The sequence below is a fragment of the Staphylococcus sp. M0911 genome, assembly GCF_003491325.1.
In the GTDB taxonomy this organism is placed as follows: domain Bacteria; phylum Bacillota; class Bacilli; order Staphylococcales; family Staphylococcaceae; genus Staphylococcus; species Staphylococcus warneri_A.
Map to the genome: position 1 here is coordinate 1,364,030 of NZ_CP022881.1, position 23,766 is coordinate 1,387,795.

The following is a 23,766-nucleotide window of genomic DNA, read 5'->3' on the forward strand; positions in this document are numbered from 1 at the left end:
GTGAATAATCGTGAGAAATTACAGAAGTTTAGTATTCGTAAATATACAGTTGGTACGTTTTCAACAGTCATTGCGACGTTAGTCTTTTTAGGTTTTAACGCTTCTCATGTACAAGCTGATGAATTAAGTGCAACAGAAAAGAATGCACAACAAACGCTTCAGCAGCATGATGGGGGGACAAACATTTCGCAGTCTGATTCCAGTTTGCAAACATCCAACCAACTAACTAACAATGAAACCGTAACTTCTGAACAACCATCTAAAGAAACGGTGATGTCTCAAGCTGATACAGAACACACAGAGACGCAATCTACAGAAAATGTTTCAATAGATAATGATAAATCGATTCAAACGACAGATCAAACAGCAAATTCTAATCATTCAAATGATTTAGATCAAATTAATCAAACTCATAGCGCAGAAGTAAATAACACAGAGAATAAGCTAACCGCGCATGTAGATAGTGAAACTCATAATAGCATGCAACAAGAAAGTGATTTAAAACAGCCGACTCAAATTAATAAAGATTCGTTACAAGCTTTCTTTGATGCAAACTATCATGATTATCGCTTTATAGATAGAGATAAAGTAGATCAACCAACGCTCGACCAAGTTAAAGAAGCTTTCGATAAAGTTAATACATTACTTGGAAGCAGTCATCCAATCAGTGAAAAATCTTTACAACTTGCATATCAAGACTTAGAACAAGCAGTAGCAACCATGCGTACTTTGCCTAAACGTCAATCACAAGAACGACGTAAACATGAAATAAAAGATCGCTCTACTGATCCAAAAGCATCAGAGAGTTATCAAACAGCCATCACATCTTATTACGTAAAAAGTCCAAACGATGGTTCAGGCTATCCAGTTGGTACGTATATTTATGCTGCAAACAAAGGAACACCGTTTGCCTTACCAAATACACCATGGAAGCCTTTACGTGCTTCAGACTCTAAAGGGATTGCCTATATCACTACGAAAAGATTAAAAGATGGTTATGAATGGACAATTAAATTTAATCAAAGTCATAGAATGCATGAACATATGGTCTTTTGGTTCGGTTTGCCGGATCCACAAGTTCCAGTAGGGCCAGTTAGATTTACTATCGAAAACCCTGACCACTCAAATAAGATTAGTAGTTTAGGTGTTGGTGCTGGAGAAGGACAATCATTACCTGCCATGTGGCGAACTGCAGGTGGTATCGATAGTTCTCGTGCCTCTAATTTTGTGCAAGGCCCACCTACAGGTTATACCTTTTATGATGAACCTACGATTCACATTAAGAACTTTAAAGAGTTTGCTAGAGCACCTGAGTTTCAACATGAACAAGATGCATCAGATGAAGCTAAAACAAACGGCGAACAAAATTTCGATTTACTAAATGGTGAATTCAAAAATCAAATATATGGTATAGATAGATTGTATGCTTTTATAGGAAAAGGTAATGCAAGTTATACAATACAATTTAAAACACAAGGTAATACTGCCGAACGATTTTATTATGCAGCTGGTGGTAGAGCACTAGAATACAGACAATTATTTAGCTTTAACGAATTATATGTAGAACCACTAAATGTTTTTACAGAGCGAGTAAAAACATTTACTGAAGGCATTAACCGAACTTATCATCTTGGCAACACAAAAGATATTTACGATTTAAATGCAAGAAGAGAAGTCACAAAATATATTTTAGATTCGAATAATGAGAATTCAGAAGACTTTGCTTCAGATCCGATGAGCTATGCCAAAACACCTAGTCGCTATGTAGGTGGTTTCTACGACCCTTCATTACCTACTAATCGTTATCGCGGAGTAGGGAAGGCACCATTAAATGAATTTGAAATTTATAAACTTATCAACAACGATACACTAACAAATGCTAGTCGAACTGGTAACCCTATTAAATTAAATATTGGATTCGATATTCAAGATGGATATGGTAATGAAGAAACCTTGAAGTCAGTGTATTTATATGTGAAACCTGAACTGCAAAATAATATTGGATTTTACACTAATAATGATCCAAAGAACCGTGCTGATTTGCCTGAATCTAAATCAGCAGGACACCCGATCTTTAATGTATTAGAAGGAAACATGGGCAATAGTTATACAAACAGTGGCAACTCATCTAACTATGTTCAACCACTACGTATTCAATTAGCAAGTAATGAAGATTTTAATGATAATGATTGGGAAATTACTGGTATCCCAAGCTCACTCCGAATTGAAAACGCAGCAGGTAGAACAAATAATAATAGTGAACGAAACCTTGAATTAGTCGGTAATATAGCACCTGGTGATTACCTAGGTACGGTGCGTTTGCGTAAGAAAGAACAACCTTTCGAGATAAGAGTCAAGCCATTACCGCCTCATATTGATACAACTGTTGAACAGTTAAGAGGTAAAGGGGGCACTAAACCTACTATCACAGTCTCTAATGTACCTGCAGATCCTAATGCCCTTGTTTATTTAGTTGTCACTGGAAATCTAGCACAAGATGGAACTAATGACCCCGCTTCAGTGCCGAGAAATTATGACATTATAGGCAGTGCAACGCCGACAAGTACTAGTAATAGTGTGACATTCAATCAAGAGGACTTCGTGCAGAACTTACCAAATATCGGTATCATTAGAGCCATCGTTTATTACAACGACAATCTTATGTCTAATTTTAGTAATGCGGTTGAAGTACAGGCAGACAACACACCACCAACGATTGGTAATCCTGTAGGTTTAAAAAACAAGTATTATAAAGGTGAACAAGTCAACTTTACGCTTGATATTACAGACGGCGCAAATGGTACTGGAATTAAATCGACAAATATTAGTAGATTACCACAGGGATGGACGTCCGAGTTTGTACGAAATTCAAATGGTGAGGGCGGTACACTTAGAATTACAGGAACTGTATCTGATAATCAACCATTCAACAGTCAAATCAGATTTAAAATTAGTGCTACTGATAACGCCAATAACACAACAAATAATCGCCAATCTAAGCAAATCTTAATTAATATTGGTCAAATGAGTAATGATTTCTCTCCAATTGTATTACCTAACGTTCAAAAGGTGAATGTAGTCAATCCTGGAGATTTAACTCGTGCAGAGGAAAAAGAGGTCATTAGAGCTTTAACTGCCGTTAATTCAAATATTACCCAATATTTAGATAGTTCAAGTCCAATCAATATACCTTCAACAGAAATGATTAGCTTCAATTATAAAGACGGGTCAACGGACAGAATTTCTATTTCTAATGCGATTACGTATGAACCTATTCGAAAATCAATATATGCTGATGGCAACAATACTAAAGAAGCAACAGTAACAATTGCTAGAGGTCAACAATTTGAATTTGGTGATTTAAAACAATATTTTGCATTAAGTAACGGTGCAGATTTACCTGATAGTACATTATTTAATATTACCGCAGTTGATTCATTACCAAATGCTGCACAGGTATCTCAATTTGCTGTAGGTACACATACGTATCGTTTAAATGCTAATGATGCCTATAGACAAGACCAAGCACCTTTAACATTGAAATTAAAGGTTGTAGATGTAAATCAACCAACAGGTGATCAACGTGTATTTCGTATTTCAACATTTAATGTCACAGATGAAGAGAAAGCACAAATTAAGCAAGCCTTTATAAACGCTAATAGAAGTCAACTTCAATTATCTGATAGTAATGTCGTTATTACTAATACACTTAACGGTTTATCTACAAGTACAATTACGGTAAATATCATTAAAGATAAATTACAAAAATCATTTACATCAAATGCGACTAATATGAATTTCTTAAGATGGGTCGATTTCCCGAATGACTACACAGTAGGTTGGACAAGTCAAACGATTCCTGGTCGCCAAACAGATGGAGGGTTCCAATGGTCACAAGATCATAAATCAATAATTTATCGTTATGATGCAACAAGTGGTAGAACAATTAATGCTAATGATGTATTGAAACTTATTACAGCGAATACAACGATTCCTGGCTTGAGAACAAATATTATAGGTACTGAAAAAGCATTAGCAGAAGCTGGCGGAACACCAAACTATAATTCAGTAGGTTATTCTTTAACAGCTCCAGATGCTGCTGGCCAACGTGAATTCACATATAACGGTAAAATCATTCAAGCTTTAGATTTAGTAGAAACAAGTCGTGGTTATGGTGGTCAACCTATCAAGTATTCAAACTTAAGTTCTAATACAACCAATTCTTCATTAACCAATGTGAATGAATCTGCTAGAAATGGTGTACCAGCATTTACAATAGATCATGTGATTAAGAACAACACGATTACTGGTAATAATAGTCCTGTATATCGAGCACAATTATTCTTATCACCATATGGTCCACCAGCTTATTTACAAGCGATTAATAGTAATCAAGCAAACACAACAGACGTCATTAATGTGTATTTTGTACCGAGTGACAGTGTAAATCCAACATTAACTGTAGGAAATTACAATGACCATACTGTATACTCTGGTGAATCATTTACCAATACTATTACCGCGAATGATAATTATGCTTTAGGTAGTGTTCAAGTAGCACCTCAATCTCAAGTAAATGGCACAGTTAGCAATAATAATCAAACCGTAACTTTACAAGCACCAAATGTCACTTCAAGTAGTGATAAAACCGTTACGATAGTTGCAGCTGATACAAGTGGAAACACGACTAATCAGTCATTTAACGTCACAGTCAAACCATTAAAAGATAAATATCAAGTAACAACGAATGCAACAGTAGGAAATCCAATTCGTATTGCTAATATTCGTGAAAACGCAGCAATTTCACAAGCGGATCAACAAAAGATTATTGATAGTATAACAACTACTGATATCTCAGGAACACGACCATATGCAACAGCTGGTGCAAATGAGATTAGAAGTAAAGTTGTGACTGGTAATGTCGGAAGATTTAACCAATCACCTGTAGCAACAGTAACAGTGACTTATGCCGACGGTTCAACATCAACAATCACTGTTCCTGTCAAACATGTCATCTACAACGTCATAGTTAGCCCGAAATATACGATTCAAGGTCAAGATTTCCCAAATGGTAAAGGTGCATCACCGAATGATTTCTTTACATTAGAGAATGGTGATCCTGTTCCAGATGCAACCATTACTTGGCTTCCAAACAATACACCAGACAAGAATAATACGCGTATTGGTGAATCCATTACAGTTAGAGCTAACATCTTATTTGATGGCGAAACAACACCAATAGTTAAAGAATCATCTTATATGGTAGTAAGAACAATTCCAAAACAAGTCTTTGTAACGAGTAGGGTAACACCTATTCCTGGAATTGATAATCCAAACAATCCTAAAGATTATCTCAAACCAATTAATCATTCTTGGGATAATGATCAGCAAAATATGAGATTCTCCTTTGTTGGTAGTGGTAATATGCCACCAAACCTCCATATCGTAGGTAGTCAAACGAGAGTAGTTCGTGTTACTTATGCAAATGGTCAAAGTGAAAACGTTAGATTCTTAGTAAGTGTACGACCAGATCCACCTAGAATTGATTCTAATACAGTGTTATATAAAGCAGGTCTTACCAATCAAGAAGTCAACGTGAGCAATGTTTTAAATCAATCACCAGTGACTTTATTAAAATCCGATGGCACAAGTTTAGCGATTGCTCGTACAACTTATGGTCCAGGTCATAATGCAGTGGTAGTTGTATCTGATGCATTACCAGATGGTGAAATCAAAGCCAGAACAAGCTTAATAACTCGAAATATCACCTACACAACACAAAATAGTCAAGGCCAAGTTGAAGATGTCACACAAGATATAACGATTGATTCATTCGATAGTAATCCAGTACACGTAACACCGCAATTGCATGCAATCTCTGAAGGTGCACATTTCATCAAAGATGATACACAAAATGATTTTAGTAGCGCAGCAAGATATATTGATCATTTACCTCAAGGTGCTACAGCAGTTTGGCAAGATAATGCAGATAACTGGAAAAATAATGTAGGGAACTTTACTAAAACAGCAGTCGTTACACTACCGAATGGACAAGGTACTCGAAATGTAGATATACCTGTTACCATTTACCCAGTCGCACGTGCTAAAGCACCAACGCGCGAGGTACAAGGTGGTCAACTATCTCAAGGTACTGAAGCAATGCATTATATTACATTTGATCCTAATACCAACACAAGTGGTATAACAGCAGATTGGGCAAACCAAGCACAACCGAGTACAAACCAAGCTGGCGTTCAAAACTTAACAATTAATGTCACTTATCCTGGAGTAGCTACACCTGTTCAAGTACCAGTGAGTTTATACGTATATCAATTTGATTTTAGTCCAAATGCCTATACAACAACATTAGGTACAACTTTCGCACGAGGTATTGAAGCCTCTCAATATCAACATATTGTGAATCAAAATGGTTTACCAACTGATGGTTTCACATATCGTTGGAACCAAGCTACAACAGGTACAAATACTGAAAGTTGGGATGCATTAACTAAACCAAATGCTGCTCAAATATTAAATGCGAAATATGATGTATTTTATCAAGGACAACCATTCGCAACATCACAAACTGGACGATTTATCATTAGAAATGTGCAACCAACTGCACCTCAAATTTCCGAGTCAAAACAAGGTGTTATAACAATAGCACCAGGTGCAAACCAAGCCATTGATACTCGTACAGGGCATGTTGATACGTACGCGGACCGCTTAGTCATTAAACACAATGGACAAGTTATCACAACATTTGTTCGTAATAATAACACTAGCCCTTGGACTAAAGAAACTTCTGCGCAAAATGTGACTGGTATTGTAGGTACAACTAGCGGCATTACAATAGCACCAGGTACATTTAGTCCATCAGACAATGTTCAAGTCATTGCAACACAAGGTAACGGCGAATTAATAAGTGATGAACAACAGAGTCAAATATTTACAGTTGTAGCACCTCAACCTAATCAAGCTACATCTCACATTTGGGAAAACGGCAAAGTAGACATCGCACCAAATAACACACCAAATAACCTTGTCAACCCAACAACAGCGCTAGATATTACTTATATTGAAAAAGTAGGTAATACTAACGAACAGACAAAAACATTACAAGTTGTAAAAGGGTCTAATGGACAATGGACAATTGCTAATAAACCAAGTTATGTAAGCGTAGATAGTGCGACAGGTAAAGTAACTTTCGATGCAAATACGATTAAACCTAATAGTGATATCACGACAATTGCCAAAGCAGGTTCAGGTAATGCAGAAAGTACAAACTCACGATCATTTAATGTATCAAATGCACATTCTGTCACTATTAATCAAATTGTGAAAGATTATGGTTCTAACGTAACACCTGAAGATATTAATAATGCTGTACAAGTTTTAAATAAACGAAATGCAACAATTAAAACAGGTACACCATTGCCTGTTAATCTTGCTGGTGGTAGTACAACAAACATTCCAGTTGTAATCACTTACGATGATGGTAGTACAGAACAAATTACTGAAACCATTTTTACTAAAGCTGACAAACGCGATTTAATTTCAGCGAAAAATCATTTAGATGATCCTATTAGCACTGATGGCAAAACACCTGCAAGTATTACTCAATTTAACAATGCTATGACAAATGCACAAAATGAAATCAATACTGCAAAAGCTCAAGCAGACCAAGTCATTCAAGATCAATTTGCATCACCTGAACAAGTGACACAAGCATTAAACACTGTTCAAGCAGCGCAAGCAAAAATTGATCAAGCCAAAGCTTTACTACAAAATAAAGCCGACAATCATGAATTAGTGCAAGCTAAAAATGACTTACAATCTTCTATTGATCAACAGCCTTCACTCGATGGCATGACACAACAAAGTATTGATAATTACAATGCGAAACGACAAGCTGCTCAATCAGAAATCACAAAAGCACAACAAGTGATTGATAACGGAGATGCAACAGCTCAACAAATCGCAGAACAAAAACAAAATGTAGACAACGCTTTAGCTGAATTAAATAAAGCTAAAGCTGGTTTAACGGCTGATACAGAAGCATTACAACAAGCAGCTCAACTTCTTAATAGAACTGGTACAACATCAGGAATGAGACCAGCTAGTATCACAGCTTACAACCAAGCGATGCAAGCTCTTAATCCTGATTTAACTCAAGCACGTCAAAATGCTGATGCTATTATTAATAAGCCAATTCGAACTGTTCAAGAAGTTCAAGATGCTTTAAGACAAGTCAACCAAGTGAATGAACGTATTACACAAGCGATTAATCAATTACAACCTTTAGCGGATAATAGTGAACTTAAAACTGCGAAAGCTAAACTTGATGATGAGATTAACCAAACAGTATCTACAGATGGTATGACAACTGAATCAATCAATGCTTATCAACAAGCGAAACAAGCTGCTCAAACAGAATCAGAAGCAGCTCAACAAGTGATTAATAATGGTGATGCAACAGAACAAGATATCACAAACGAAAAAACAAAAGTAGAAGATAAATACAATACATTGAAACAAGCGATTGCAAACTTAACACCTGATGTCTCACCTTTAGAAAGAGCTAAAGCTGATCTAGAAAATGATATTAATCAAGTGACAAGCACAACAGGTATGACTGATCAATCAGTAGCCAATTATAATGAAAAATTAAATGCTGCAAAACAACAACTAAAAGAGATTAATCAAATCTTACAATCTCACCCTAACGTAGCTACAATCAGAGAATATGTTGCACATGCAAATGATGCACAATCAGCACTAGATACAGCTCGTAATGGATTAACAGTAGATAAAACACCTTTAGAAAATGCGAAACATGCATTACAACAAAGTATTGATCAAGCTACTGATACAACAGGTATGACTCAAGATACGATTAATGCTTATCAAGCAAAATTAAATGCTGCAAAAGAAAAACTGCGCGCAGTTAATCAAGTATTAAATAGCAATCCAACAGTGGATCAAATCAATACAAATACTACAGCAGCAAATGATGCTAAAACCGAATTAGACAACGCACGTTCAAACTTAACGCCAGACCAAGCACCTTTACAACAGGCGAAAGTTGAACTTCAAGATGCAATAAACCAGGCGCAAGCTACGGATACAACAGGTATGACACAAGACTCAATTAATGCACTTAACGAAAAATTAAATGCCGCAAAAGAAAATATAAAAGAGATTGATCGCGTCTTAAATAATCATCCAACTGTTGCACAAATCAATGACAATGTGAACCAAGCAACAAATACAAAAGATGCTTTAAATGACGCACGTCGACACTTAGTACCTGATAAAGCACCATTAGAGGCTGCGAAACAAGCGTTACAACAAAGTATTAATCAACCTACCAATACAACTGGTATGACACAATCATCTGTTAATGCTTATAATGAAAAACTTGAACAAGCGAAAGCCAAACTTGCATCTATTACTCAAGTACTTAATGGTACACCAAGTGTTGCAGACATCAATTCAAATACGAATGAAGCAAACATTGCGAAAGATGCATTAAATCAAACTCGTCAACAATTAACAGTTGATAAAGCACCTTTACAACAGGCCAAAACTGAACTAGAGCAAAGTATCAACCAAACAACTGATACAAATGGTATGACTCAAGAATCAGTTGCAAATTATAATCATAAATTAAATGCAGCGCGTGAAAAACTTCGCGATATCGAACAAGTATTAAATGGTAATCCAACCGTTGATGATATCAATACCAACACAAGTGCAACAAAAGATGTAACTAATGCATTAAACCAAGCACGACAACAATTAACAGTTGATAAGGCGCCTTTAGAAGCTGCGAAAGAGGCTTTACAACAAAGTATCCAAGCGGCTGATAACACTGATACTAACGGCATGACTCAAGATTCTATCAATACATTTAACGATAAATTAAATGCTGCAAAAGAAAAACTTGAAGCGGTTAAACAAGTACTTAACGGTAATCCAACAGTTCAAGACATCAATACTAATGTCGCTCAAGCTAATACCGTTAAATCTGATTTAGATCAAGCTAAAGCGCATTTAACGCCTGATAAAGCACCATTAGAAGCTGCGAAAAATAGTTTAGAAACAAGTATTAATCGACCAACTGATACTGATGGTATGACAGCCGCTTCATTAGAGGCCTATCATCAAGAGTTAGGTAAAGCACGACAAACATTAAATGAATTAAATCAACTTATTGCAGGTCAACCAACGGCAGCTGATATTAAAGCTAAAGTGGCACAAGCACAAACAAATGAAGCGGATTTAAATCAAGCACGCACTAATTTAACTTTAGATCGTCAACCAACGTTGACTACATTACAAAATGCAACAAGTTTAAATGATGCTCAACGTCATCGTTTAGAAGAACAAATTAATACTGCACCAAATCATGCGGCACTTGTATCATTACAAAATGATATTAATCAATTAAATAATGCAATGACTAAATTAAGAGATAGTATTGCTAATAATGAACAAATTAAATCAGGTATTAACTATACAGATGCAACACCATCTATCAAATCAAGTTATGATAATGCCGTTGATGATGCAAAAGGTACTATTGATAGCCAAACACAACCAGTCATGGATCCAACGACAATCAATCAACAAGCTGAAACTGTTAAATCAAGCCAAGCTGCCTTAAATGGACAACAAAATTTACAACGCGCCAAAGATGAAGCAACTGCAACAATTGTAGGTGCAAATGATTTAAATCAAGCACAAAAAAATGCGTTAATTCAACAAGTTTCAAAAGCACAAAATGTTCAACAAGCTAATGACATTAAGCAAAATGCAGGTAATTTAAATAATGCAATGACAGCATTAAAACAAGGTATCGCTAATCACGACCAACTTATTCAAAGCGATAACTACGTCAATGCGGACCCTGAATTAAAATCGGCTTATAACAGTAAATACGATCAAGCAAAAGCTATCGTTGAAGGTGCAGGCCAAAGTCCTATTCTTACACCGAATGAAGTTAACCATGCATTAAAACAAGTCACATTTGCAGAACAAGCATTAAATGGTAATACCAACCTTAATAATGCTAAACAACAAGCGCTTACTGCTCTTGGTCAGTTAACACATTTAAATCAAGCACAACGTCAAGCATTAGAAACACAAATCAATGACGCACATCAAATTGATACAGTAAATAATGCAAAAGAACTTGCTAATAATATTGATGGCGCTATGGCAAACTTACAACAATCGATTGCGAATAAAGCGGATGTTAAACAAGGCGAGGATTATATAGATGCAGAGCAGCAAAAACAATTAAATTACAATGATGCTGTAGCAAATGCAGAAACTATCATTAATGAAACATCACAACCAACACTTGATGTGAATACAATTAATCAAGCGATTAATAACGTTAACCAAACAAAAGATGCTTTAGATGGAGAAGAAAGACTTGACCAAGCTAAAACGACAGCAACTACAGCACTGGATGGCTTATCTCATTTAAATCAGGCTCAAAAAGCGCGTTTGACTGACAATATCAATCATGCTAATCACATTGCTGATGTCGAACAGTTAACACAAACTGCGAACGATTTAAATCAAGCGATGTCTGACTTACAAACTGGTATCAATAATGAGAATGACATATTAAATAGTCAAAATTATCAAGACGATTCACCAGATAATAAAGCGAATTACACATCTGCTGTACAAGCGGCTAAAGACATTCTTAACCAAGCAGGTCCAAATAAAAATAAAGCGCAAGTCGAAGAAGCCTTAAGACAAGTTCAAAATGCCGAACAAGCATTAAACGGTACTCAGAATTTAGAACAAGCTAAACAAAATGCTAAACAACAATTAAATTCACTTACATCATTAACAGATGCTCAAAAAGCGCAATTAACGCAAGACATTGATAATGGTCAAACAGTTAGTGACGTTCAAGGTATTCAAAACAATGCTGACACATTAAATCAAGCCATGGACACATTACGACAAAGTATTGCTGACCAAACAACAGTTAAAGGTAATGAAGATTATCATGATGCATCTCCAGATCAACAACAAGCCTATAATGCAGCTGTCACAGATGCGGAATCGATTATCAATACAGCAACTCATCCTGAAATGAATGCTGATACAATCAATAGCAAAACTCAACAAGTTACAACTGCCAAAACTAATTTAAACGGTGATGAAAACTTAGACGCGGCTAAACAAGCAGCACAACAATATTTAGATACATTAGGTCAAATTACAGATCAGCAAAAAGTGAATTTATTAAATCAAATCACACAATCACCACATATTAGCGATGTTAATCAAGTCAAACAAGCTGCTAATGATTTAAATCAAGCAATGCAACAATTACAAGCTGAAGTAAATCAAGCACCTCAAGTTAAAACAACTGAGAATTATACCGATGCCGATCAATCAAAACAATCTGATTATGAGCAAAGTATAACAGCTGCTAAAGCTATATTAGATCATGCAAATGGTCCTAATACATCTCAAGATAAAGTTGAAGAAGCTTTACAACGAATTGTGGATGCTAAACAAGCATTAAATGGTGATCAAAAATTAAATGATACAAAAACAAATGCACAACAATATTTAGGCACGTTAACACACTTAACTGATGCCCAACGACAATCATTTGAAGCAAATGTTAATCAAGCGAATAATATTGCTGATGTAAATCAAATTAAACAAGAGGCTCAATCGTTAGATGGTGCAATGGATCAATTAAATACATTAGTGAACAATCAGCCAACAGTACAAGCAACTCAAAATTACTTAGACGCTGATCAACCTAAACAAACTGATTATGATATGTATTTAGATACCGCACAAGGCATTGTAAACCAACAATCAGGTCCTAATACACCGATAAATGAAGTTCAAAATCTTATCAATCAAATCAATCAAGCACAACAAGCATTAAACGGTGAACGTAACCTTGAAGATGCTAAACGTAATGCAACGAATACGATTAATAACAGTCCTGATTTAAATAATGCTCAAAAAGATGCATTAAAAGCTCAAGTATCTAACGGTAAGCGTGTGGCAGATGTCAAAGCAATTGAACAACTGGCTACTGAATTAAACAACAATATGACAAGCTTAAAAGAAGCAATTGCTGATAAAAACGATACATTGACAAGCGGCAATTACATTAATGCAAGCGATGATAAACGCCAAGCATACACAAATCAGGTCGCAAATGCAGAAGATATCATTCATGGTACAAATGGCGCTGTATTAATTCCTAGTGAAATTTCAAATGTTGCATCACAAGTTAATTCTGCTAAACAAGACTTAAATGGTGATGAAAACCTACGTAAAGCAAAACAAAATGCAACAACAGCTGTTGATGGATTAACTTCACTAAATGAAGCTCAAAGAGACCAGTTAAAACAACAAATCGCACAAGCACAAACATTACCTGATGTTGATACAACAAAAAACAAAGCAACGACTCTCAATGATGCAATGCATACATTAAGAGATAGTATCGCTAATGTATCTAATATTAAAACGAGTCAAAATTACACAGACGCTAATCAAAATTTACAAGAGGCGTATAATAGACAAGTTGATAATGCTAATGGAATCATCAACCCAATAGCATCACCTACAATGGATCCTGATGCTATTACACAAGCTGCAACTCAAGTGACTACTGCTGAAAAAGCACTAAATGGTACTGAAAACTTAAGACATGCACAACAAGATGCCTTAACTCATTTAGATCATTTAAGTCATTTAACAGATGCACAAAAGGCTGATATTACACAACAAATTAACCAAGCCACACATGTAAGTGATGTAACAGCAGCTCAAAATAGTGCAAATGATCTTAACACTGCGATGGACCAATTAAACCAAGCTATCGCAAACCAAGAAGCAATGAAGCAATCCGTAAATTATACAGATGCTGATACTAATCTCAAAGAAGATTATTCAAATGCTGTTCAACAAGCGCAACAAATATTAGACAAAGCTCATGGTCCTAACACATCACAAACTGATGTTGTAGCAGCAATGAAAAAAGTTCAAGCTGCAGAACAAGCTTTAAACGGTAACCAAAACGTTGAACATGCTAAAACTCAAGCACTAGCTGATTTAGAACACTTAACATCATTAAACAATGCTCAAAAAGAAGCATTAACACAACAAATTAATGGTGCAACAACTGTCGCAGATGTAAACCAACAAAGCGACAAAGCTACTGAACTAAACACAGCTATGAGTCAATTACAAGATGGTATAGCTAACAAACAACAAACGTTAGACAGTCAAAACTATATCGATGCCGAACCATCAAAACAACAAGCTTATAATCAAGCCATTTCAACTGCAGAACAACTTTTAGATAAAGACCACGGTCAAAATCTAGATAAAGATGCTGTTGCACAAGCTTTAGCACAAGTAACATCTACTAAAGATGCTTTAGATGGTACACAGATATTAGAACAAGCAAAAACAAATGCTACCAACGCTGTTAATGATCTACCAAACTTAACAAATTTACAAAAGGATGAGTTAAAACGTCAAATTCAACAAGCTCAAAATGTAGCAAATGTTGATAACGTTAAAACACAATCTCAAACACTAGATCAAGCGATGCACGCATTACGTCAAAGCATTCAAGATAACCCATCAATTAAAGCAGGACAAAATTATTTAGATGCATCAAATAGCAATCAAAATGACTACAACACGGCTATTGATCAAGCAAATGCGATCATCGATGCTACAAGTCAACCTAACATGAGCGCTACTGAAATTAATCAAGCTGCAACTAAAGTAAATGAAACAAAGGCTGCGTTAAATGGTGCACAAAACTTAATTCAAGCTAAAGAAGCTGCTAAAAATGATATTGGCCAAATGAATCATTTAAACCAAAATCAAATTAATGCATTGAATGATCAAGTTCAACAAGCTAATGATATTGCAGCTGTTAATGCGCTTAAAGATTCAGCTACATCATTAAATACAGTAATGGGTCAACTTAAAGACAGTATTGCAAATCATAACGATGTTCAACAAAGTGTGAATTACACTGATGCTGATACTGATAAACAACAAGCTTATGATAATGCAGTTTCACAAGCCGAAGCTATTACGAATCCAACAAGTGGAACGAATGCCACACAATCTCAAGTTGAAGCAGCCATTGCAAAAGTAAAAGCTGCGCAACAAGACCTTAACGGTAATCGTAAAGTTGAAGAAGCTAAAGCTGCAGCTAAACAAGCATTAAACACGTATGCAAATTTAAATCATGCTCAAGTTAATACAGCTACTCAACATATCAATGATGCACAAACATTAGAAGCTGTCACAAAAGCACAACAAGTGGCAAATACGCTTAATAACACAATGGGTCAACTTCAACAAGGTATTGCACATCATCAAGATGTTGAACAAAGCGTGGATTATACTGATGCTGATACTGATAAACAACAGGCTTACACAGATGCTGTTACAAAAGCACAAAGTATCCTTGACAAAGACCATGGAGATGATCTTACTCAATCTCAAGTTGAACAAGCTTTAGCAAACGTGAATCAAGCACAACAAGATTTGAATGGTGAAGAAAAAGTTCAAGCCGCTAAAACTGCAGCTATCCAAGAACTAGGCACTTACTCAAACTTAAATCATGCTCAATCAAACACTGCTCAAGATCGTATCAACAATGCACAAACATTAGCTGAAGTAGCACAAGCTAAACAAACCGCACAAGATTTAAATCATGCCATGGGCCAATTACAACAAAGTATTGATCACTATCAAGATGTTGAACAAAGTGTAGATTATACTGATGCTGATACTAACAAACAATCTGCATATACGAATGCAGTGCATCAAGCACAGAATACACTTGATAAAGACCTTGGACATGATCTTACACAGTCTGAAGTAGAACAAGCGATTGAAAATGTTAATCATGCTAAACAAGAATTAAATGGTGAAGAAAAAGTATCAGAAGCTAAAACCAATGCACTACAAACATTAAATAATGATACGCATTTAAACCAACATCAACGAGAAGCTGCGATAAATGCTATTAATGGTGCTACGACGCTATCTCAAGTTGCTCAAGCATTAGAACAAGCAAATGCATTAGATACAGTAATGGGTCAATTGAAAGATAGCATCAGCAATCAAGCGTCTATCAAACAACAAATCAACTATTTAGATGCTGATTCAGATAGAAAAACAAATTATGATGATGCAGTTACAAACGCACAAGCGATTTTAGATCCAGTAAATGGTAATAACTTATCAAAAGAACAAGTAGAAGCTGCCATCAATCAAGTTAATACAACTAAAGATCAATTAAATGGTAATACTAATCTTCAAAATGCCAAAAATGAAGCTAATACACAATTAAATGCATTGGATTATATTAACCATGATCAAAGTGATCACTTAAGAGATCAAATTGGTTCTGCAACTTCAGTAGAGGCTGTGCATCAAATACAAGCAAATGCTCAATCATTAGACCAAGCAATGCAACAATTACAACAAGCAATTGCTAATCAAAATGATATCTTAAATAGCCAAAATTATGCAGACGCAAATCCTGATAAGAAACAAGCCTTTGATCAAGCATTACAAAATGCAGATAACATATTAGATAAAGCAACAGGACCAAATAGTGATAAACAAGCAGTTGAACAAGCAATACAAGCTATTACAAATACGGAACAAGCGCTAAATGGTGCACAGAACTTACATGATGCACAAACTCAAGCTATTCAAAGCATTGACAATGCACCACATCTTAATGAGCAACAAAAAAATGTACTTAAAGAAAAAGTAAATCAAGCACAAACTGTTGCAGCTGTTACAGATTTACAAAATAATGCTGATGCATTAAATACTGCAATGGAACAACTCAAACAAGCAATTGCAGATCACGATACAATTGTTGCGGACGGTAATTACACTAATGCAAGTCCACAAGAACAAGGTGCTTATACAGATGCTTACCAACGTGCACAAAATTTAATCAATGGTACACCTAACGTCATTATTAATCCTTCAGATATTAATACTGCAACTCAAAATGTTAACAATGCAGAGCAAGGATTAAATGGTAATATAAATCTTGCCAATGCAAAACAAGAAGCAACAAATGCTTTACAACAAATGACTGGATTGTCAGACGCACAACGTCAACGTATCCAAGATCAAATTGATCAAGCACAACAACTTCCTGATATCGATACGATTAAATCTAATGCAGGAAACTTGAACCATGCCATGACTGAATTACGACAAGAAGTTGCTAAACAACATGACGTTCAAGCAAGCCAGCCATATGTGGATGCTAATACTAGTAACCAAGATGACTACAATCATGCCATTACAAATGCTGAAAGTATAATTAATGAAACAACTCAACCTACATTAAATCCAGAGTCTGTGATGCAAGCATTGAATCAAATCAAAACATCAACTCAAGATTTAAATGGAGTAGAAAACTTAAATCAAGCGAAACAAACAGCTACTGGTGCATTACAACATTTAAGTCATTTAAATCAAGCACAACAAGCAGATTTGACACAACAACTTAAAGACGCACCAAATATCGCGACAGTTGAACAAGTTAAGGCTAAGGCAACATCACTTGATCAAGCTATGGAACAATTAATAAATGCAGTCAATGATAAAGATCAAGTACATCAAAGTGTTAATTATAGTGACGCAGACCAACCTAAACAAAGCGCTTATGATCATGCCATTAATGATGCACAATTAATTACAAATCCAACTACTGGATCAAATGCATCACAAAGTGAAGTTGAAGCAGCATTATCTGCAATTAATACAGCGAGACAAGATTTAAATGGTAATCGTAAAGTAGAAGATGCTAAAAATAATGCAAATCAAGCACTTCACGGCTTAAATCATCTAAACAACGCTCAACGTGAAAACATTGAACATCAAATAGATCAAGCACAGACACTCGCTGATATCGCTCGATTAAACAATGAAGCACAGGCATTAAATAATGCAATGGGACAACTTGCAGATAGCTTAAATGACAAAACTGAAACACTTAATAGTCAAAATTACAACGACGCAAGTCCTGATAAGAAAACAGACTATACGAATGCAGTTTCAAATGCCGAAACAATCTTGAACCCAACACAAGGCGGTAACTTAACTAAAGATGAAGTTGAAGCGGCTATAAATGCAGTCAACAGTAAAAAAGAGGCTTTAAATGGTAAAGAAAACTTAGCTAATGCTAAGCAAAATGCTAACCAAACAATTGATGGATTAACACATTTAACAAATCCACAAAAAGAAGCGCTAAAACAATTAGTTGACCAATCAACAACTGTTGCAGAAGTTAATGAAAATGAAAATAAAGCACATGCAGTTGATACAGCAATGGAACACTTAAATCAATCAATTGCCGATCATACAGAAACAAAGAATGGTCAAAATTACATTGATTCAAGTGAAAATAATAAAGATGCTTATAACAATGCAGTCAACACAGCGCAAGGTATTCAAAATGAAGTAACTAATCCAGTTATTGATCCAACTGTGATCAACCAAGCTGCAGAAACAGTTACTAATACTAAAGACGCATTAAATGGTAGAGAAAACCTTACACACGCTAAAGAAGACGCAAATCAATCAGTAGGCACGTATGATCACTTAAATAACGCTCAACAAAAAGACATAGAAAATAAAATTAAACAAGCAACATCTGTAGAAGAAGCTAATCAAATTAAAACTGAAGCTGAAAATCTAAATCACGCTATGAATGATTTGAATCAAGCAATTCAAGATAAAGATGATATTAAATCTAACGTTAACTACACAGATGCTGATCCAGCAAAACAAGAAGCATATAATAATGCTATTAACAATGCTGAGCATATTTTATCTAAGACAAACGGTAATAATGCGACACAAACAGAAGTAGCAGAAGCTATTCAAGCAGTAAATAAAGCTAAAGAGGCTTTAAATGGTAATGCAAATGTTCAAAACGCTAAAATTCAAGCAACTGATACAATCAATAATTCAAATGATTTAAATAGTGCTCAAAAAGAGGCGTTAAAACAACAAGTTGCTGACGCAACAACTGTAGCTGACGTTAATGCAATTAAACAAAACGCCCAAGATTTAAATCAAGCAATGACCGCATTAAAACAAGGTATCGCTAATAAAGATCAAATATTAGCAGACGGTAACTACACCAATGCAAGTCCAGATAAACAACAAGCATATAACGATGCCGTTAAGCATGCACAACAATTAATAGATGGTGTGCCAAATGTTGTTGTTTCTCCAAGTGAAATACAAGATGCATTAAATCGAGTGAACCAAGCTAACAACGACTTGAATGGTAATACGAATCTTGCTAATGCTAAACAACAGGTGACACAAGCACTTGATCAATTACCAAATTTAAATCAAGCACAACGTGACGAATTTAATAAGCAAATCAATCAAGCAACCCAAGTCCCTGATGTTAATGCGATTCAACAAGCTGCAAATCAACTTAACGAAGCAATGACAGCCTTGAAACAAGGCATCGCAAATAAAGACGATATCAAAGGCAGCGAAAATTATCATGATGCAGATACAGATAGACAAACAGCATTTGATGATGCTATCAATCATGCGGATACATTATTAAATGAACAAAGCAATCCAACCATGGATCCAGATACTATCAAACAAGCATTAGCACATGTTAATGAAGCTAACCATAATTTAAACGGTGACCAAAAACTTGCTACAGCGCAACAAAACGCTAAAACAACGTTAGGTACACTAGATCATTTAAATCAAGCACAAATTGATGCATTAACTCGTCAAATTGATCAAGCACCTGATATTGCCACAACGAACAAAATTAAGCAAAATGCTGAAAGTTTAGATAATGCTATGAATCAATTAAATCAAGCATTACAAACTAAAGCAGATACGTTAGGTAGTATCAATTATTCAGATGCAGATCAACCTAAGAAAGATGCTTATAACGATGCAGTAACACATGCAGAAAGTATCGTAGACCATAATAGCCAAAACAATGCATCACAAGATGACATCGCACAAGCATTAAAACAACTTAACGATGCTAAGGATGCGTTAAATGGTAATTCAAACGTTGAACATGCAAAACAAGAAGCTATTGAGCAAATTAATAACGCACAAGATTTGAACCCTGCTCAACAAGAAGCATTAAAACAACAAGTGAATTTAGCAAATACCGTTAATGATGTTAATCAGGTTAAGGCTACAACAAGCGCTCTAGATCAAGCAATGTCAGCATTAAAACAAGGTATTGCAGACAAGGATCAAACAATTGCAGATGGTAATTACACAAATGCTAACCCAGATAAACAACAAGCATATAGCGATGCAATCCATCACGCTGAACAAATTATCAACGGTACTCCGAATGCAATCGTAGACCCACAAACTGTAACTAATGCTTTACAACAAGTGGATCAAACGAAGGGCGATTTGAATGGTAATGATAATCTGCACGATGCACAACAACAAGCATCTACAATGATTGATGGTTTACCAAACTTAAATCCTGCACAAAAAGCAGCTCTAAAAGAACAAGTGAATCAAGCAGGTCTTGTTCCAAGTGTCGATCAAATCAAACAAACTGCAAATGAATTAAACACTGCAATGGGTAACTTGAATCAAACATTACAAGCAAATACTCAAGTACCTCAAACAACTGATTACACTCAAGCTAGCACAGATAAACAAACGGCATATGATAATGCTGTAGAGCAAGCACAACAAGTTGTTAATGGCAATCAAGTGGTACAATTATCACCAGATGCTGTAAACCAAATGACGAATGCTATTAATCATGCAAAAGATGATTTAAATGGTGATGAAAACTTAGCTCAAGCTAAACAAGATGCAACAGCAAATCTCAATACATTACCTGATTTAAATCAACCACAACATGATGCACTTACAAATCAAATAGAGCAAGCACAGACAATTGAAGAGGTAAATCAAGTTAAACAACTTGCACAAAATGTGAATGATGCAATGCACAACTTAAAACAAGGCATTGCAAATAAAAACGATATTCTAGGTAGTGAAAATTATCATGACGCTGATCCGGATAAACAAACTGCATATCAAGATGCAATCAGACAAGCTGAATCCATCATAAATCAAACTGTTGATCCAACTTTAAATCCAGATGACATTACACAAGCATTAACTCAAGTCAATCAGGCCAAAGATAACCTCAATGGTGATACGAAACTGACAACTAAAAAGCAAAATGCTACTAACGATATCAATGGCATGACACATCTTAATGACGCACAAAAACAAGCACTCACAACTCAGATTGAACATGCGCCAAATATAGATGCTGTTAACACAGCTAAACAAACTGCTGAAAGTCTGAATAATGCAATGGATCAATTAGAGCAAGCGATTCATAATAAAAATCAAATATTAGCTGATGGTAATTATTTAAATGCTGATCAAGCTAACCAAGATGCGTTCAATCAAGCAGTACGTAATGCAGAAAATGTATTAAATCCACAACAAGGTACGAACGAAGATCAAAGTACAATCGAAGCAATGACTAATAAAGTAATGCAAGCGATTCAAAACTTAAATGGTAATTCAAACTTAGCTCAAGCTAAGCAAGAAGCTAATCAAGCATTAATGCAATTACCTCACTTAAATGACGCGCAACGACATGATTTGGAAACACAAATTACAAATGCACCATTAGTTACTGATGTCGATGCAATTAAACAAAATGCTCAAACATTAGATCAAGCAATGGAACACTTAAGAGATAGTATTAAAGATCATCAACAAACACTTAATTCTGAAGATTATCATGATGCAACTGCTGATCGTCAAAATGACTATAACAATGCCGTGAATGATGCTAATCAAATCATTAATGCAACAACACCAGTTATGAATCCAACTGATATTAATGCAGCTGCTAACCTTGTTAATACGAATAAAGTAGCTTTAGATGGTGATGAAAACCTAACTCACGCTAAACAACAAGCGACACAAACTATTGATCACTTAGATCATCTAAATCAAGCACAAATACAACATTTACAAGATGGTATTGCTCAAGCGACTGACATTGATGCCGTAAATCAACATGCTCGAGACGCTCAAGCGCTAGATACTACAATGAATCAATTACAAAATGCAATTGCTAACCAAAATGACGTTAAACAACAAAGTCAATTTGTTAATGCTGATCCGGATAAACAATCTGCATATTCAGATGCTGTTGCTCATGCTCAATCTATTATTGATCATCAACATGGTCCAAATACAACTCAACCAGAAGTTGAACAAGCATTAACTCAAGTTCAACAAGCATTACAAAACTTAAATGGCGAACAAAGATTACAAGATTCTAAGTTACATGCTCAACAAGCCATAGATGGACTAACAGATTTAAATGATCCACAAAAATCAGCTTTAAAAGAACAAGTGAATCACGCACCACTCATCACGGATGTTCAACAAATTGAACAACAAGCAGGTACACTGAACCAAGCTATGCATGACTTACGTCAAAGTATTGATGATAATGCAGAAGTTAAAGCAAGTAGTGCGTACATTAATGAGGACCCTACAGAACAACACAATTATGATCAAGCAGTCCAACATGCTCAAGATTTGATTAACGAACAACAAGCCACATTAGATACAAATGTAATTAATCAAACAACTGAAGATGTTAATAATAGTAAACAAGCACTTCAAGGTGTAGCTAAGTTGCAAAGTGAAAAAGATCATGCTAAGGCACTCATTAACCAATTACCTCATCTTAATGATGCTCAAAAACATATGGAAGATGCTTTAATTGATAATGAAACAACACGTACCGCTGTTAAAAATGATGTAACCGAAGCACAACAACTTGATCAATATATGGATGCGTTACAACAAAGTATTGCCGATAAACAAACAACATTAGATAGTAGTCCATACATCAACGCAGATCCTAATAAAAAACAAGATTATGACAACGCAATTCAAAATGCTGAAAGTATTATTGCTGGAATAACTAATCCAACAATCAATAAAGATAATGTAAATCAAGCGATTGAATCAGTGAATGCTACTAAACAAGCGTTAAATGGTGTTGAAAAACTAACTGAAGATAAACAACATGCTGGTGAAACAATGAATCAATTTAATCAATTAACACCAGCACAACAACAAGCGCTTAATGATGCAATTACTAATGCTCAAACTAGAGATGAAGTTACTCAAAAAGTAGCGCAAGCAGAAGCACTTAACAATGCAATGCAAGCATTAAAAGAGAGCGTTAAGGACCATCAACAAGTTGAAACGAGCAGTCAATTCACAAATGAAGATCCAAAACAAAAAGATGATTATAATCAAGCGGTTCAACATGCACTAGATATTATCAATCAAGCTACAAATCCAACGTTAGATCAATCACAAATTGAACAAGCAACTCAAGCGGTTATCAATGCAAAAGATCAATTACACGGAGAACAAAAATTAGCTCAAGATAAACAACTGGCAAACGAAACGATTGATCATCTACAACACCTTAATGCTGCACAACGCCAAGCACTTCAAACGCAAATTAACCAAGTACCAACTCGCGACGAAGTAGCTCAAAAAGTAGCGCAAGCAGAAGCTTTAGATCAGTCAATGAAAGCATTGAGAGACGCGATTCAAGATCATCAACAAGTTGAAAATAGTAGTCCATTTATTAATGAAGATTCACCTGAA

Annotated in this window: 1 protein-coding gene (running past one end of the window); it reads left to right on the forward strand. The window is 35.4% G+C overall.

Annotated features, from left to right (window positions below; translation table 11 throughout):
* Positions 1-23,766: the 5' portion of a hyperosmolarity resistance protein Ebh gene (gene ebh, locus ssp1_RS06745; RefSeq protein ID WP_118828157.1), read on the forward strand. It continues 4,737 nt past the right edge of the window; the window shows 23,766 of its 28,503 coding nt (coding positions 1-23,766); it begins with the start codon at positions 1-3; the stop codon falls past the right edge of the window.